16 protein-coding genes are annotated in these 15,869 nt (G+C 42.4%); 15 read left to right on the top strand and 1 reads right to left on the bottom strand.

The window, feature by feature from the left end:
* Positions 1-15 precede the first annotated feature (15 nt).
* The 14 genes from HNW13_RS22490 (at position 16) to HNW13_RS22555 (ending at position 13,311) form a co-directional block, all read left to right on the top strand.
* Positions 16-213, top strand: a complete 198-nt coding sequence (locus HNW13_RS22490) for a twin-arginine translocation pathway signal (protein WP_011635548.1) — start codon at positions 16-18, stop codon at positions 211-213.
* Between the two features lie 16 nt (positions 214-229).
* The gene (locus HNW13_RS22495; protein ID WP_192116502.1) at positions 230-3,079 is read left to right on the top strand and encodes a formate dehydrogenase subunit alpha; all 2,850 of its coding nucleotides are present in this window, start codon (positions 230-232) and stop codon (positions 3,077-3,079) included.
* Between the two features lie 25 nt (positions 3,080-3,104).
* Positions 3,105-3,701, top strand: a complete 597-nt coding sequence (fdh3B, locus tag HNW13_RS22500; protein WP_101087451.1) for a formate dehydrogenase FDH3 subunit beta — start codon at positions 3,105-3,107, stop codon at positions 3,699-3,701.
* Positions 3,702-3,749: 48 nt separating this feature from the next.
* Positions 3,750-4,766 (top strand): formate dehydrogenase subunit gamma, encoded by a 1,017-nt coding sequence (locus tag HNW13_RS22505; protein WP_101087450.1) that lies wholly within the window; start codon positions 3,750-3,752, stop codon positions 4,764-4,766.
* Between the two features lie 259 nt (positions 4,767-5,025).
* Positions 5,026-5,412 carry a septal ring lytic transglycosylase RlpA family protein gene (locus HNW13_RS22510; RefSeq protein WP_182744137.1) on the top strand — a complete coding sequence of 129 codons (387 nt, stop codon included), beginning with the start codon at positions 5,026-5,028 and terminating at the stop codon, positions 5,410-5,412.
* A 236-nt stretch (positions 5,413-5,648) separates the two neighbouring features.
* A complete protein-coding gene (locus tag HNW13_RS22515; RefSeq protein ID WP_192116472.1) occupies positions 5,649-6,341 on the top strand; it encodes a polymorphic toxin-type HINT domain-containing protein in 693 nt (230 codons plus the stop codon).
* Positions 6,342-6,590: 249 nt separating this feature from the next.
* Entirely contained in the window at positions 6,591-7,385 is a 795-nt protein-coding gene (locus tag HNW13_RS22520) for an EcsC family protein (RefSeq protein ID WP_192116473.1), read from the top strand.
* 285 nt (positions 7,386-7,670) lie between these two features.
* Positions 7,671-8,594 (top strand): formate/nitrite transporter family protein, encoded by a 924-nt coding sequence (locus HNW13_RS22525; RefSeq protein WP_192116474.1) that lies wholly within the window; start codon positions 7,671-7,673, stop codon positions 8,592-8,594.
* Between the two features lie 118 nt (positions 8,595-8,712).
* Positions 8,713-9,681 (top strand): alpha/beta hydrolase, encoded by a 969-nt coding sequence (locus HNW13_RS22530; RefSeq protein ID WP_243756379.1) that lies wholly within the window; start codon positions 8,713-8,715, stop codon positions 9,679-9,681.
* A 142-nt stretch (positions 9,682-9,823) separates the two neighbouring features.
* On the top strand, positions 9,824-10,540 hold the full coding sequence (locus tag HNW13_RS22535; RefSeq protein WP_101087445.1) for a divalent cation transporter: 717 nt from the start codon (positions 9,824-9,826) through the stop codon (positions 10,538-10,540).
* 69 nt (positions 10,541-10,609) lie between these two features.
* The gene (locus HNW13_RS22540) at positions 10,610-10,996 is read left to right on the top strand and encodes a DUF2306 domain-containing protein (RefSeq protein WP_192116476.1); all 387 of its coding nucleotides are present in this window, start codon (positions 10,610-10,612) and stop codon (positions 10,994-10,996) included.
* Positions 10,997-11,093: 97 nt separating this feature from the next.
* On the top strand, positions 11,094-11,537 hold the full coding sequence (locus HNW13_RS22545) for a GNAT family N-acetyltransferase (protein WP_101087443.1): 444 nt from the start codon (positions 11,094-11,096) through the stop codon (positions 11,535-11,537).
* 231 nt (positions 11,538-11,768) lie between these two features.
* The gene (locus HNW13_RS22550; RefSeq protein WP_192116477.1) at positions 11,769-12,638 is read left to right on the top strand and encodes a DMT family transporter; all 870 of its coding nucleotides are present in this window, start codon (positions 11,769-11,771) and stop codon (positions 12,636-12,638) included.
* Positions 12,639-12,978: 340 nt separating this feature from the next.
* On the top strand, positions 12,979-13,311 hold the full coding sequence (locus HNW13_RS22555; protein WP_123778653.1) for a multidrug efflux SMR transporter: 333 nt from the start codon (positions 12,979-12,981) through the stop codon (positions 13,309-13,311).
* A 266-nt stretch (positions 13,312-13,577) separates the two neighbouring features.
* On the opposite strand, the gene HNW13_RS22560 is transcribed toward HNW13_RS22555, so the two are convergent.
* On the bottom strand, positions 13,578-14,741 hold the full coding sequence (locus HNW13_RS22560) for an iron-containing alcohol dehydrogenase (RefSeq protein ID WP_162021998.1): 1,164 nt from the start codon (positions 14,739-14,741) through the stop codon (positions 13,578-13,580).
* A 253-nt stretch (positions 14,742-14,994) separates the two neighbouring features.
* On the opposite strand from HNW13_RS22560, the gene HNW13_RS22565 reads away from it, so the two are divergent.
* A complete protein-coding gene (locus tag HNW13_RS22565; protein ID WP_101087437.1) occupies positions 14,995-15,864 on the top strand; it encodes an AraC family transcriptional regulator in 870 nt (289 codons plus the stop codon).
* The last annotated feature ends 5 nt before the right edge of the window (positions 15,865-15,869 follow it).

Here is a 15,869-nt window from a genome sequence, read left to right on the forward strand (position 1 = left end):
TAACAAGGAGACCATATGAAAAAGCAAGCTTCCGACATGGGTCGTCGCCAAATGCTCAAAGCATTAGCGCTCGGCAGTGCGGCAGGTGCTGTGGCCAGTGTCAGTGCACCCGCACTTGCTCAAGTCACTAAACCGTCTACAGAAGAGCCTACGGGTAATAACTATCGCGAAACTGAGCATATTCGCAATTACTATGCTTCGTTAAGCAAATAACAAAGGAGAGTGTGTGATGCGATTAACCCGCAAAACAGACACGGCCACTAAAGCTGAAAAGTCAGGCCTAGGTCTTAACCGACGTCAATTCCTCAAGTCTGCCAGTTTGGCGACCGGTGGTATTGCAGCGGCTTCAATGCTTGGCGCAGGTATGATGCGTAAAGCAGAAGCTAAAGATGTACCGCACAATGCACCTACCGAAATAAAACGAACTATTTGTTCACATTGTTCAGTAGGTTGTGGTGTGTATGCTGAAGTTCAAAATGGTGTGTGGACAGGGCAAGAGCCTGCGTTCGATCATCCATTTAACCAAGGTGGACACTGTGCTAAAGGCGCAGCATTACGTGAGCATGGTCACGGTGAAAAACGCTTAAAATACCCAATGAAGCTAGAAGGTGGTAAATGGAAGCGTCTATCATGGGATCAAGCCATCAATGAAGTAGGCGACAAAATGGAGTCGATTCGTCAAGAGTCTGGTCCTGATTCAGTTTACTTTATGGGTAGTGCTAAATTTTCAAACGAACAAGCTTATATGTATCGCAAATTAGCAGCAATGTGGGGCACTAACAACGTCGATCACTCTGCTCGTATTTGTCACTCTACCACGGTAGCCGGTGTTGCAAACACTTGGGGCTACGGTGCGCAAACTAACTCGTTTAACGACATTCGCAATTCAAAATGCATGATGTTTATTGGATCTAACCCATGTGAAGCTCACCCAGTGGCGATGCAACACATTTTAATTGGTAAAGAACGCGGTGCCAAAATCATCGTAGTTGATCCACGCTTTACCCGTACAGCGGCTAAGTCTGATGAATATGTCCATATTCGTCCAGGTACTGACATTCCATTTATTTATGGTCTGCTATGGCACATTTTCGAAAACGACTGGCAAGATGATTCGTTCATTTCTCAACGTGTATACGGCATGGAACGTATCCGAGAAGAAGTGAAAAAATACACTCCAGAAGAAGTCGAACACATTGCCGGTGTGCCAAAAGCACAAATGTACCGTGTCGCTAAAATGATGGCAGAAACTAAGCCTGGCACTATCGTTTGGTGTATGGGTGGTACTCAGCATCACATTGGTAATGCTAACACTCGTGCTTACTGTATTTTACAGCTTGCCCTTGGCAACATGGGTATAGAAGGCGGCGGAACTAACATTTTCCGTGGTCACGATAACGTACAGGGTGCGACTGACTTTGGTTTGTTATTTGATAACTTACCTGGTTATTACGGCTTAACGTCTGGCGCATGGGACCATTGGGCTAATGTGTGGGACCTTGAACCAAAGTGGATCACCGAGCGTTTTGACCAAGGTGAATACCTAGGTCAATCGCCACAAACATCTGCGGGTATTCCTTGTTCGCGTTGGCATGATGGTGTGTTAGAAGACAAAACCAAGATTGCTCAACGAGACAATATTCGTCTGGGGTTCTTTTGGGGTCAGTCAGTTAACACCGAAACTCGTGGTCGTGAAATCCGTGAAGCACTGAATAAAATGGATACCATTGTGGTCGTTGATCCATTCCCAACCATGGCGGGTGTTATGCACGAACGCCAAGATGGAGTGTATTTATTACCTGCGGCAACTCAGTTTGAAACCTACGGTTCGGTTTCAGCCTCCAACCGTTCACTGCAGTGGCGTACGCAAGTTATCGAACCATTATTTGAGTCATTACCTGATCACACCATCATGTATAAACTGGCCAAAAAATGGGGCGTTGCGGACCAATTCTGTAAGCACATCAAGGTTAATGGCGATGAGCCATTAGTGGAAGACATTACACGTGAATTTAACACCGGTATGTGGACTATTGGTTATACAGGCCAAAGCCCTGAGCGTTTGAAAATGCACCAAGAAAACTGGGGCACCTTCGACGTTAACTCACTTGAAGCACCCGGCGGCCCAGCTAAAGGCGAAACCTATGGTTTACCTTGGCCATGTTGGGGTACACCTGAAAACAAGCATCCGGGTACGCAAATCTTGTATCGCACCGGACGTGAAGTGAAAGACGGTGGTGGTAACTTCCGCGCGCGTTATGGTGTGGAGCACGAAGGTAATAACATTCTTGCTGAAGGCTCTTTCTCAAAAGGCTCTGAAATTGAAGATGGTTACCCAGAGTTTACCGCCGACATGCTTAAGCAGCTTGGCTGGTGGGACGACCTAACAGCAGAAGAAAAAGTCAAAGCTGAAGGTAAAAACTGGAAAACTGATATCTCTGGCGGTATTCAACGTGTGGCAATTAAGCATGGTTGTATTCCTTACGGTAACGCTAAAGCGCGTTGTATTGTGTGGAACTTCCCTGACGATATTCCATTGCATCGCGAACCGTTATATACCCCTCGTCGTGACTTAGTGGCTAAATACCCTACTTATGAAGATCGTATGGTGGCTCGTCTACCAACGCTTTATAAAACAATTCAAGACAAGGATTTTGCTACCGACTACCCACTAGCCGTAACAACCGGACGTTTGGTTGAATACGAAGGTGGTGGTGAAGAAACCCGTTGTAACCCTTGGCTTGCTGAATTGCAGCAAGAAATGTTTATCGAGATCAATCCAGCAGACGCTGCAGATCGCGGTTTACGTGATGGCGATGACGTATTTGTTCACAGTCCAGAAGGTGCAAAAATTACTGTTAAGGCAATGGTTACACCACGTGTTATTGCAGGTGAATGTTTTATGCCATACCACTTTGCAGGCGTATTTGAAGGCAAGAGTTTAGCCAAAAACTACCCTGAAGGAACCGTGCCTTATGTGATTGGCGAATCTGCCAATACCGTAATGACCTATGGTTATGATGTCGTAACGCAAATGCAAGAGACCAAGTCTAGCTTGTGTCAGATAAGCAAAGCCTAAACACTTGATGAGGAGATAAGCCATTATGGCAGTCATGAAATTTCTGTGTGACACCAAACGCTGCATCGAGTGTAACGGTTGCGTCACAGCATGTAAAAACGAAAACGACTCTGCTTTAGAGTGGGGTATTCAGCGTCGCCGCGTGGTAACGCTTAATGATGGTGAACCAGGAGAAGCGTCAATCTCAGTAGCATGTATGCATTGTACCGATGCACCATGTATGGCTGTATGTCCGGCCGACTGTTTCTACCGTACCGAAGACGGCATTGTGCTACATAACAAAGATACTTGTATCGGTTGTGGCTATTGCTTCTATGCCTGCCCATTTGGTGCACCGCAGTTCCCTAAGAAGTCTGCATTTGGTAGCCGTGGCAAAATGGATAAGTGTACTTTCTGTGCTGGTGGCCCAGAAGAAGATCATTCAGAAGCCGAGCGTCTAAAATACGGTTCAAACCGTATTGCAGAAGGCAAATTACCAATGTGTGCAGAGCTTTGTTCAACCAAAGCATTGTTAGCCGGCGATGCAGGCATAGTGTCTGACATTTACCGTCAACGTATGGCTGCACGCGGTAATCCAAATGTAATTTGGGGCTACAATCCTAAAACAGGCGAAATGATCTAACCCAGAGCAATGGCTGCGATAATTTTCGCAGTCATATAAGGAGTGACAATGTTAACTTTAACGTTAAACAAATCACTGCGCAGGATGTTTGCTCTGTTGGTTCTGTGTATGGGATTGGGGTTGGTTACATCAATGGTGTATGCCGCCGATGAACAATCAAGTCAGCAACAAGCAAAGTCTAAAACCAGTGATGCAGATCTCTGGCGCGCAGTAAAAGCCGGCGAACCGGGATACAGTACAGACAAAGGCCTTGATGCTGATGTTCTGATAAATGTATCGGGTAATGAAGGCAAGATATTGCGAAATACCTACCTGAAACCCGCACTCGGCTTAGCCGTTGTCGGTGTTTTTGCAGCCTTTTTAGTGTTTTACTTCGTTAATGGTCCATCTAAACTGAGTAAAGGCTTTTCGGGGAAAATGGTACTTCGTTGGAGTAAAAGTGATCTCTGGTTACATTGGACTATGGCCGTTTCATGCTTAATCATGATGCTGACCGGTATAATCATTATGCTCGGACGCCATTTCTTAGCCCCTTATGTCGGTGACGGTATTTGGGCTGGGATCATCGCCTTTAGCAAGTTTGCCCATGACTGGTCTAGCCCCATTTTTATGGTGTCTTGGCTGTTGTGTGTTATCAAATGGATGCCACTACAAACCTTCAAAATGTATGACTTGAAATGGTTTTTAGTGGTGGGTGGCTACATTAATTTTGGTCCGTTTAAAGGCAAACATCCAGACAGTGGATTTGCTAACGCGGGTGAAAAAATGTGGTTTTGGACCTTAGCTATTTTTGGTCTAAGCATCAGCATAACAGGCATAATGTTAGTGTTTCCAACACTGGATTTACCTCGCGAACTGTCAATGCTCGCCTTACTTGTACATGGCTTAAGTGCGACGATTCTAATCGCATTTACTATCGTACATATTTGGATGGCGACCGTACTCAGTGAAGGCGGTATGGAGTGTATGGTATCTGGCTATTGTGACGAAAACTGGGCTTCGCAGCACCACAATGTGTGGTACGACGAAATCAAAGCCGATGGCAGTTTAAAATACAAAGAGTAGCCCTGCTTTCTGGTGTTAATGCACCAGGTTGATGGCAGAGATAAAACACCTTGTTGGGTAACTAACAAGGTGTTTTTTATTGCTGCAGGTACATTAATAAGTTTTGGGATGCAGGTAATGAATCGAATTGATTGCAGTAGATGATGGCGGTTTAATTTGAATCACTGTTCAAACTCAGTTAGTGTGCAGGATATTATTAAATTACTAGAAAATGAGTCGCTCTATAGGCTTGTTATGTGACCAAACTAAAAGACAAATAATGGTAGCCATTTCTCGAAATATTCAATTTTTACTCTTTGCCTTTATATTGGCAGGTTGTTCTACTATCCAATCAGGTAGTGGAGATATGATCGGTTTCACTGAGTCAGGTAAAGCCTCGTACTATAGTGATATACATCAAAACAACAAGACTGCAAGCGGTGATATCTATCAGCATAATCAAAAAACTGCTGCGCATAAAACGCTACCATTTGGTTCTAATGTAAAAGTGACCAATACCCACAATGGTAAGAGTGTTATCGTTAAAATTAATGATCGTGGTCCGTTTGTTAGAGGGCGCATCATTGATCTTTCAAAGTCTGCCTTCAGCAGTATTGGCAATATATCTAGTGGTTTAATTGACGTTAACATTGAAGTCGTTCGTTAGCACTTTTCTATGGCGCAATATGTCTTGCTGACCTGGCATCGAAGATAATCCAGCTTGCTAATCAACTGGCCGTATGGTCGGTTTCGTAGACGAACGTTTAACATATGGTTTAGTTTTGCTTTCTTTAGTTGAGCTTTTATAAGAGGCCGGTTTCTAGCCAGTCATTGTTTAAAATTAATTTTGTGAGTCGTGAAATTAACCAGATTAAAAAACTATGTGGAAGTGTTGCAGAAGATATGATCGAGATTGAATATTCTATAGGTGAATTAGAAACGTCGATGCTTGTTGTCGAAGCACATCGTTTTTACCTTATTACAAAGGAATGGATAAAGGCTGTAGAGCTGAATGTGGGTGACCAAATATTAGCTTGCAGTGATGCTATCGCTAAAATAGAAAGCATAAATAAAGTTGAAGGTTCAGCCCATTGCCGCGACTTAAAAATAAGCCATAATCATAATTATTTTGTCACCACAGCGCGTCCTGCGTTTCATGACACTCTCTGTGATAGAGCCCCAGCCGATAAGCTTGAACGTATTGCATACGAGCTGGCCAATAGGCCCTCAAATTTCCCTGATGGTAAACCAACCGGTCACCACGGTGGCCCTTGGGCCGCGGCTAAATATTTACACCGCGATCCCAGCAAAGAAGTCATCGGCTGGGGCTGTGCCAATGACAACATGTGCGCAGAAGATGCAGCTATAAGTGATTTAAGACAAAAAGTGGGTAATGTCGTTGAATTACATCGAGGTAATGTAGATATTTCACACGCATATTTGAGGAAATATACCAAAAAGGGTCGTTTTGTGAATAAAATGAGCCCGTGTGTTTACTGTCGTGATAATTATGGCAGTTCGCTAAATGACACCACTGAAGGCGTGAGTAATTTGCCTAAAGAAGGTCGTGGCTATTTACCCGCGTTAGATAAATAATTCCTAGCAACATTTTTCCCATCATTTATGAAGTCCACAACACTATTTGTTTGCCAAATTAACCTGAGCTGTCTAAGGCTAAAGCCGTGTTCGCTGTTTTGAATACAATGGCGCAGTGGGAATATTGTCGAATAAGCGCGTTAAGTTGATTTGCAACCAATGTCCTTTTACTTCAAATTGGTGATAAGCGCTTCTTGAGGTGCAAAACACAATCGCAGCACTACGTTACTTCACAACTAAGGGGGTTATTTGAATATTTCAGAATCACATAAAAAAGAGCTTTTAGTTGCTAAATCACTATTAGAAAATCCTGGTCTAGCGGTAAAAATAACCAATTTAATCGGTACCCCTATTGAGAAAGGGTTAGCGCTTCTACCGGATAACTGGAATAAAAATATCGCTAAAGTGACCGAAAAGTCGCTAATTAAAGCATCTGAAGCGGCAATCTTTACTATGAAAGATATTCCCGGAGAAGAATCATCTAATCTTTGGCATAAATTAGGCGTTGCTGCTAGTGGTGGTGTGGGTGGTTTCTTTGGCTTGGCTGCAATAGCGGTTGAACTTCCTATTTCGACATCAATCATGTTGCGTTCTATAGCTGATATTGCTCGTAGTGAAGGTGAGTTGATTACCACTCTGGAAACAAAAATGGCTTGTTTAGAGGTGTTCGCACTAGGGGGCGAAAGTGATTTAGATGATGGTAGTGAATCGGGATATTTTGCAGTAAGAGCCGCCCTAGCAAAATCGGTATCAGAAGCTGCTGAGTTTATGGTCAAAAAAGGTATTACCGATGAAGCCGCGCCTATTTTAGTCAAACTTATTACTAAAATCGCTGAAAAATTTGGTGTTCAAGTGACTCAAAAAGCAGCGGCACAAGCTGTACCTGCTATCGGTGCGGCAGGCGGTGCCATAATCAACACTTTGTTTATTGATCACTTTCAAGATATGGCCCGAGGTCATTTTATTGTGCGAAAATTAGAGCGTATATATGGGTATGAAACCGTAAAAAGTGCTTATCAGTCGTTACCCAAAAATGGTAATTAATAATCATAATTCGTGAAATTAACCCGTTTTTATTCGGCTAGTAAATGACAAGTGTGCTTTGAATTTTGGCAATAATTTTGATTTGGATTTACTTATTCCATCGGTTAATCCTAGTAGAGGTTCAATAAGCATCGCAGTAGACAATCAATACATGACTTATTAATAATGTATTGATAGGTCATTTGTGAGGCGGCAACGTTTGTTGAATTGATGATATAAAGCATCTATTCTTTATGTACTTAAATGGGACCTCAAGCTAAATTTAAGCCAGAAAAGGATATCAATATGACACTGCACGGACCGGAACAGACCGAAAATACCCAATCGACAATAACCAGTGATTCAAAGTGTGGCGACAAGGTTGAGATGCGTGAAGTACGCGAGAGTCAGCCGACGCAACCAGAGATATCGCTGACAGAATCTGAGCGTGATGCAGTGATTGAACATGGCAGTCTTTCATCGCTTACGGTTTATTCTATTATTTTGCGTGAAGGTCAAGAAGAACTCGATCGGCCGTTGATGTCGTTGTGGTGGTCAGGAATAGCGGCTGGTATCGGCATTTCAGCGTCTGTTTTGGCCGAAGGTATTATCCGCAGCAACATAGGCTCCGATCATCCTTATTTGTCTATCATCGAAAGCCTTGGCTACACTTTTGGTTTTGTCTTAGTCATTCTCGCAAGGCTGCAACTTTTTACTGAGAACACCATCACCGTGGTGCTGCCGCTACTCGCTAACACCACAAAACATCTTCTTGTTTGCACCGCTCGCTTATGGGGAATTGTGTTAGCAGCAAATTTTGTTGGCACGTTTTTCACGGCGGCAATTGTCGTGCACGGTAACATACTGACAGAAGACATCCTTACCGCTATCCTCCAGATATCTCGCCATGTTGCAGAGTTAACGCCTTCAGAGACATTAATGCGCGGCATACCAGCAGGCTTTTTTATTGCCGCACTGGTGTGGATGCTACCCTCGGCCAAAGGGTCTGAAGTGTTGGTCATTATTATGTTTACATGGCTCATTGCTGCTGGAGAATTTACTCACGTTATTGCCGGGTCTAATGAAATATTTAGTTTGGTACTTAATGGTGAAATGAATTTTTTTACTGCGTTGTCGCACCATATCGGCCCTATGTTAGTGGGTAACATCATTGGCGGTACAGGGCTGTTTGCGATGTTAGCTTATGGCCAAGTTCGACAAGAGATGTAGGTTTACGGTTGAAAAAAGCGAGGTTGTTTTAAATCAAAATGGCTGTCATGGTGCGTTTTGTTGTTTGTGAATGATTTATTTGAATGAGGGTAATATGAAGAAATTTTGTTTGGTATTAATGACGCTATTTGCGGTGGTATCACAGGCATTGGCTGCAAGTCCGGTTAAGTATAATAAAGAGTTAGATGGGTTTGATTATCCCTTTGAAGTTAAAACATTTAATGTTAACTCGCAAAATAAAGATTTAAAAATGCGTTATATGGATATTGGTGATAAAAATGCAGACAAAGTCATCGTGTTGTTGCATGGTAAAAATTTTTCAGGCTATTACTGGGAAAGGATTGCCAATGACCTGCTAAAAAGAAAATACCGAGTCGTTATTCCAGATCAAATCGGTTTTGGTAAATCTTCAAAACCAAATGCTTATCAGTATAGTTTCGGCCAATTAGCTTTAAATACCAAGTTATTATTGGACAGTTTAGATATCAAAAAATTTGATCTTGTTGGTCACTCAATGGGCGGGATGTTAGCGACTACATTAGCGGCTAATTATTCTAGTGCGGTTAATAAATTGATTCTGATTAACCCTATTGGTTTAGAAGATTACGGCAAATATGTGCAGTTTAAAGATGTTAACTTTTTCTATAAAAATGAGCTCGCTAAAACACTCGAGAAAGCGAGAAACTATCAGAAGAAAAATTATTATGATGGCAAATGGTCAAGCGAATACGAGAAGCTGTTAGAGCCTGTGAGAGGAATGCTTGCTGGGGATGATTGGCAAGTTGTTGCTTGGAATAATGCCTTAACTTACGGCCCGATTTTTTCAGAAAACATTGTCGATAGGTTTTCACAAATTAACAATGAAACAGTACTTATTATTGGCACCAGAGATAAAACCGGCCCAGGTAGAGGGTGGTTAAAAGAAGGCGTAACCAGAACATTAGGCGACTATAAAAATCTGGGTATTAATACTCAGAAACTGATTAAAGGTTCAAAACTGATTGAGTTGGATGGGTTGGGTCATATCCCCCAGTTTGAAGACTATGATGTTTTCATAAAAGCATTTCATCAGGCTCTTGAGCAATAATAAACATAAAACCTGGCTTAAATCTCTAGCATTTTTTGTGCATTCGCTGCACTTATTATGGCCAAAAATGGTTCCATGATTGTATGGCTTAAACCGATTATGGCAAATTACTGCGGCGTTATACCTTTTAAAGGATTAAAACATGTCTTTGCTGCTAACTGTTTTAGCAACCACACTGCTTGCTGGTTTGGCTATGCCATTAGGCGCTTTAATTGCCCATTTTGAGAACGTGAGCAGTGAGTGGCTCGAACAGGAATTTAGGCACAGTGTCATGGCTTTTGGCGGCGGTGCTTTATTGTCAGCGGTTGCTTTGGTTTTGGTGCCAGAGGGCATAGCGAGTCTTAAGCCATTACCTGCTTGTATGTGGCTTATGGCTGGTGGACTGAGTTTTATGGCCCTTGATATTTACCTTAACAAAATAGATACCCCAGCCTCTCAACTAGCAGCCATGCTGGCAGATTTTATTCCAGAATCAATCGCTTTGGGTGCTGCATTTGCGACAGGGAGTAACAACGCGTTCTTATTGGCAGCGTTAATCGCGTTACAAAATGTGCCAGAAGGATTTAGTGCCTACCGTGAATTAAATGCATCTTCTGCGTATAAACCCCAAAAAATAATCATCATGTTTTGTTTAATGGCAATGCTGGGTCCCATAGCTGCAATGTGTGGTTATTTGTGGTTATCAGAGTCACCAGAAATTATTGCGGCAGTGATGCTTTTCGCATCTGGCGGTATTCTCTACTCCATATTTCAAGATTTGGCTCCTCAGGTAAAACTAGAAAAACGTTGGGCACCGCCAATGGGAGCTGTATTTGGTTTTGGTCTTGGTATGTTGGGATTAATGTTAACCACGTCATGATCTCTGTGCTACATAGTCGTGCTAAATAATTCTGCAAGCATCAACGTAATGAACTGGGAATAAAAACAAATGGATTACATCAATTTATCTTATCTGCATTTAGTCACTGTAGTGCCGGCATTTTTCATTGGCACTTATTTACTTATTGTTAGAAAAGGTACGCCTAAACACAAAGCATTAGGCAAAATTTATATGGTGTTGATGTTGTTCACTGCCATCGTGTCACTGTTTATGCCTGCTCAACTCGGAAGTCGCTTTTTGAATCACTTTGGCTATATTCATTTGTTAAGTCTTCTAACGCTTTACGTTGTTCCTGCGGGCTATTTTTATATTAAAAAAGGCAATGTTCGGGGGCATAAACGAAGCATGATTATATTGTATTGTGGTGGTCTCATTGTCGCGGGCACCTTTGCTTTTATGCCTGGTAGATTATTGAATGATTGGATTTTTAGCTAACCAGTTGATTGATTGCAATACGCTTTTACACATTATTATCCATGATGAGTTTAACGATGAAAGTGGATGACATGGTTAAACATATACGGGTGGACTCATGAAATACCAGTTTGGCTCAGGCACGGTATCAGATATTTTGGCGGTATTAGCGCAAATTCCAGAGTTTGAAAAAGCAATGTCTGTGGACCTTATCGAAAACCGATTAGCAGGCAAAAACTATCTGATTTTAGTGGCAGGATTAGATAACAAGCCAGTGGGGTTTAAAGTGGGCTATACGTTATCTGATGGTCAGTTTTACAGCTGGTTAGGCGGTGTAGTTCCTGAGCATCGCAACATGAAAGTTGCATCTCAGCTGCGACTTATTCAAGAGTCTTGGGCGATTGATAATGGCTTTAAATCTATTAGTGTTAAATCGATGAATCAATTTCCTGCCATGTTACAGATGCTTATCGCGAGTGGTTATCAAATCTGCGGTTATGAGGATAATGGGTCAATAACCGACAGTAAGATCGAGTTTATTAAATTTTTACAAACACCGTAAAATAAATAACCCCGCGTAAAGCTCGAGCCTTCCTTATGTCGCCTGTTATCGTGACTTAGTATTAGTAAATGAACAGATAAACGCCCTATGAAAGCTCTGAAGCTATGAGAGATTACCGCGATTCACTCAATGGTATGACTTGTGTGCATGATGATAATAAATACTGCAGGGTTTGACGTGGCTCAGGTAGAATGCCGGCACTTAGCTTTTTCATTTTTAGGCGTATTGTAGATGCAAATCAATCGTGTACTTCTGACCGCAGTTGGTAGTGTTTTACTGGCTATGGTGACCATTCAATCCGGCGCTTCTTTAGCAAAGCAACTTTTTCCCTTGGTTGGGCCTGAAGGCACTACTGCATTACGTTTAGGTTTTGCGGCTGCCGTACTTTGGTTGGTGTTTCGTCCATGGCGAGCATTACCCCAAGGCCGAGATTGGCAGAGTATTATTATTTATGGCCTGTGCTTAGGCGGGATGAATATCCTGTTTTACTTGGCCATTGAACGGATCCCGCTTGGGATTGCGGTTGCGCTTGAGTTTACCGGCCCTTTGGCAGTGGCTTTATTTAGCTCTAAGCGAAAAAGTGATTTGTTTTGGGTTGCTTGCGCCATTGCAGGGATTTTACTGTTGCTGCCTGATTTATCTAGCTCGCAAGGACTTGATCTTGTTGGTGCATTAATGGCATTAGGTGCAGGCGCGTGTTGGGCTGGTTATATCTTATTTGGCACTCGCACAGGCAAGCAAGCTTCTGGTGGTATTACTGTCGCATTAGGTATGACCGTAGCTGCCATCGTGCTTGTGCCGGTTGGCGTTGTAAGCCAAGGCTTAGCGTTAATTAGCTGGGAAGTGTTACCGCTTGGTTTATTGGTAGGGGTGTTATCTAGCGCCTTACCTTATTCTTTGGAAATGATCGCTCTTAGAAATATGCCAACACAGGCCTTTAGCGTGCTAATGAGTTTAGAACCTGCGATTGCTGCATTGGCTGGATTTATTATTTTAAGTGAGCAATTAACCTTGCTACAGTGGTCTGCCATTGGTTTGGTGATTATTGCCTCAATAGGCAGTAGTTTCACGCCTAAAAAAGCCGTTGAAATGGGCGTGTAGCTTTGTTTATAACCCTCACTGATTGTTCCAATTGCTAATTACATTGAGGTTCTCTTTTGCTTATAGCTGAAGGTGCTGCGAGCCACAACAGCTAGCTTATGCTGGCTGTGTGTTTAATGTTATCTCTTAAACGGTAATAGTGACTTCTCGCTCATCAATTCCAGCTCAATTATTTCTGCATAGAACCACAATGTTATCGATTAAAAATGGCAATGTTAGCAACCTATTGTGTGGTTGTTAAATGTACAGTGACTCAGAAGGATATATAAAATACTAGACTGTATTTTTATTGTTTAATCTTTATACTTGCGGGCTATTTTGTCTTGGTAAAATGTGAAAAATGAAAAGTTGGATATTTTTGAGTGTGGCCATTTTAACTGAAGTTGTGGCAACTTCTGCGCTTAAAGCCAGTGATGGATTTTCAAAATTAGCGCCTTCAATCGTAGTTATTGTGGGCTACGTGTTGTCTTTTTATTTTTTATCCTTAGCACTAAAAGGTATTCCTGTTGGTATTGCTTATGCCACGTGGGCTGGGTTGGGTATTGTGTTAATTACAGCTATCGCTTGGTTGATGTATGGGCAAAAACTCGATTTAGGTGCGCTGGTTGGTATGACGTTTATTTTAGTCGGTGTCGTTGTGATGAATTTATTCTCAAACGTTACGCCGCATTAGTATTAGCGTTAGTACATCACAAATAACATAGACATTGCGTAGCCGAATCCTTGTGTTTTTCTCCACTTTTTTCTCCACTTTTCGAGCCGACGGTACCCATTTCTCGTTAATAGTGCTAATGCGCAGCGTTTTTAGGCACAACAAAAAGGGGCTTAACAATGATAGTCATTGTTAAGCCCCTTTTTGTTTAGTGTTAGTCATAGTCTTGGATGTAGCCGCTCAAGCCTAAGCGATGAATGGGTTGATCGCCTAGGTTGTAAGCACTATTACCACGCCATATCTAAAATCTTACGGCTGGTAGCTAAATCGACTTGGCCGCTTTCAGATAATGCCGTCATACCGTGTGCTTCTAAAGCATCTACTACTAGGCTAAGTTGTTCTTGCGTTACACCGTGATCGCGTAAACGTACTGGTAACCCCACTTGCTTGAAGAAAGCCTCTGTTTTATCAATGGCTTGATCTACACGGCTAGCCTCATCACCTTCAGTGATATCCCAAACACGTGCTGCGTATTGCACTAATTTAGCGTGTTTTTGCTCTTTCAGCACACGCCATAGTGATGGCAATACAACGGCTAACGTTTGTGCGTGGTCGATATGGAATAGCGCAGTTAGCTCATGTCCAATCATGTGAGTAGACCAATCTAATGGCACGCCAGTGCCTATCATGCCGTTTAGGGCAGATGTTGCACTCCACATTAAGTTAGCGCGGGCATCGTAGTTCGTTGGCTCTTCAACAGTGATAGGACCAATTTCAATGAGGGTACGCATAATACCTTCTGCCATGCGGTCTTGTACGCGGGCATCAACTGGGTAAGTCGCATATTGCTCAAGCACATGCACAAATGCATCGACAACACCGTTTGCAACTTGAATTTTTGGTAAGCTGAACGTTAATTCAGGATCAAGCATGGCAAATGTTGGGTAGGCACATGGGTGATTTACTGGGAACTTACCACCTTGATAGCTTACGACTGCAAAGGCGTTCATTTCTGAACCCGTAGCCGGCAGGGTAGCAATAACGCCAAGTGGAATAACCTTGTCATTCGCCACTGGAACTGGTGTAAAGCCGTGATGTAATAAGCTTGCCGTGTCGCCATCAAACTGAGTTGCAAGGGCGATAAATTTGGTGCCGTCCATCACTGAACCACCACCAACAGCGAGTAAGAAGTCGATGTTTTCTTTACGAGCAACTTCAACTGCTTTGATCAGTGTGTCGTACTTAGGATTAGCTTCAATACCGCCAAATTCAAATACTGTGCGGTTACCTAATGCTGCTTTGACTTTATCTAGTGTGCCGAAACGTTGTACGCTGCCGCCACCGTAAGTGATTAATACTCGCGCATTGGCTGGGACAAGTTGGTCTAACTCTGCAATACGGTCTTTACCGAAAACAACATGAGTAGGGTTACGATAATCAAAATTAAGCATAATTGGTGCCTTTTGGTTTAGCGATGAAACAAATAAGTGACTGATGATGTAAATAGATTGATGATACACAACAGCAACGATAAATCATGTGGCTATGATAGCCTTTTGAGTCAAAATAAACATACACAGAACTGTCGTGTTCATGCCTATTCCTATCTTTATTGTGTGAATATGGTTATTTATTGATAATTTTAATACCTTTTACTGCTTTTTTGGTAGTATCGACACCATAGGTTTTTCTGAGGGGAAGGGTATGAGTGAGATAGCAACATTAATGGCACTGTTGGCCCCAAAAGAAGGGGTCAATGATACGCATTTATCTGGCGTGCATGTGTTTCGCAGCTCACAATATGGTGCGCGCGGGCCAATGTGCTATTCGCAAGGGGTGCTTATTGTCGGCCAAGGCAAAAAGCGGGTTTATTTAGACAATCAAACCTTTGAATACGATCGCCAACGCTCATTAGTGATGACAGTGCCATTGCCAGTAGAATGTGAAACCTTTGCCAGTATTGAAGAACCTGTGTTGGTGTTGATGGTTGATATTGATTTAGTACAACTCAATTACATTATTCGTTTAATGGATGAGCATCATCAAATCCCTAAAGATTTAAACGAATCGCGTCAGAGCGGCTTTTTTGTTGCTGATAACACTGAAGATATGGATTGCAGTGTTATTCGGTTATTACAAGCGTTGCAGTCGCCGTTAGAAGCAAAAGTAATGGGCGAGGCGTTAGTGCTTGAGTTGTTATATCGCCTATTGGATTCCCCCAATGCAGCACCGCTTTATGCGTTGTCGTTAAGTCATACCCGTTTATCGAGGGTAGAAAAAGCCCTTAACTACATTCATAAACATTATGGTGAGTCAGTTGAAGTAGACACATTAGCAAGCTTGGTGAATATGAGCCCGTCGGCATTCCATCGTAGCTTTAAAGAAGTTACCGCTTCATCACCAATACAATATTTAAAAAAGATTCGCCTTAATAAAGCCAAAGCGTTGTTACAGTTGCAAAATCTAAAAGTAAAAGAGGTATCAACTCAGGTGGGTTATGAAAGTACGGCTCAATTTAGTCGCGAGTTTAAACGCTACTTTGATCAAAGCCCTGGCGAGTGCGCTAGGTTATAATTTGG

The sequence above is a fragment of the Shewanella sp. BF02_Schw genome (assembly GCF_014596695.2).
GTDB lineage: Bacteria > Pseudomonadota > Gammaproteobacteria > Enterobacterales > Shewanellaceae > Shewanella.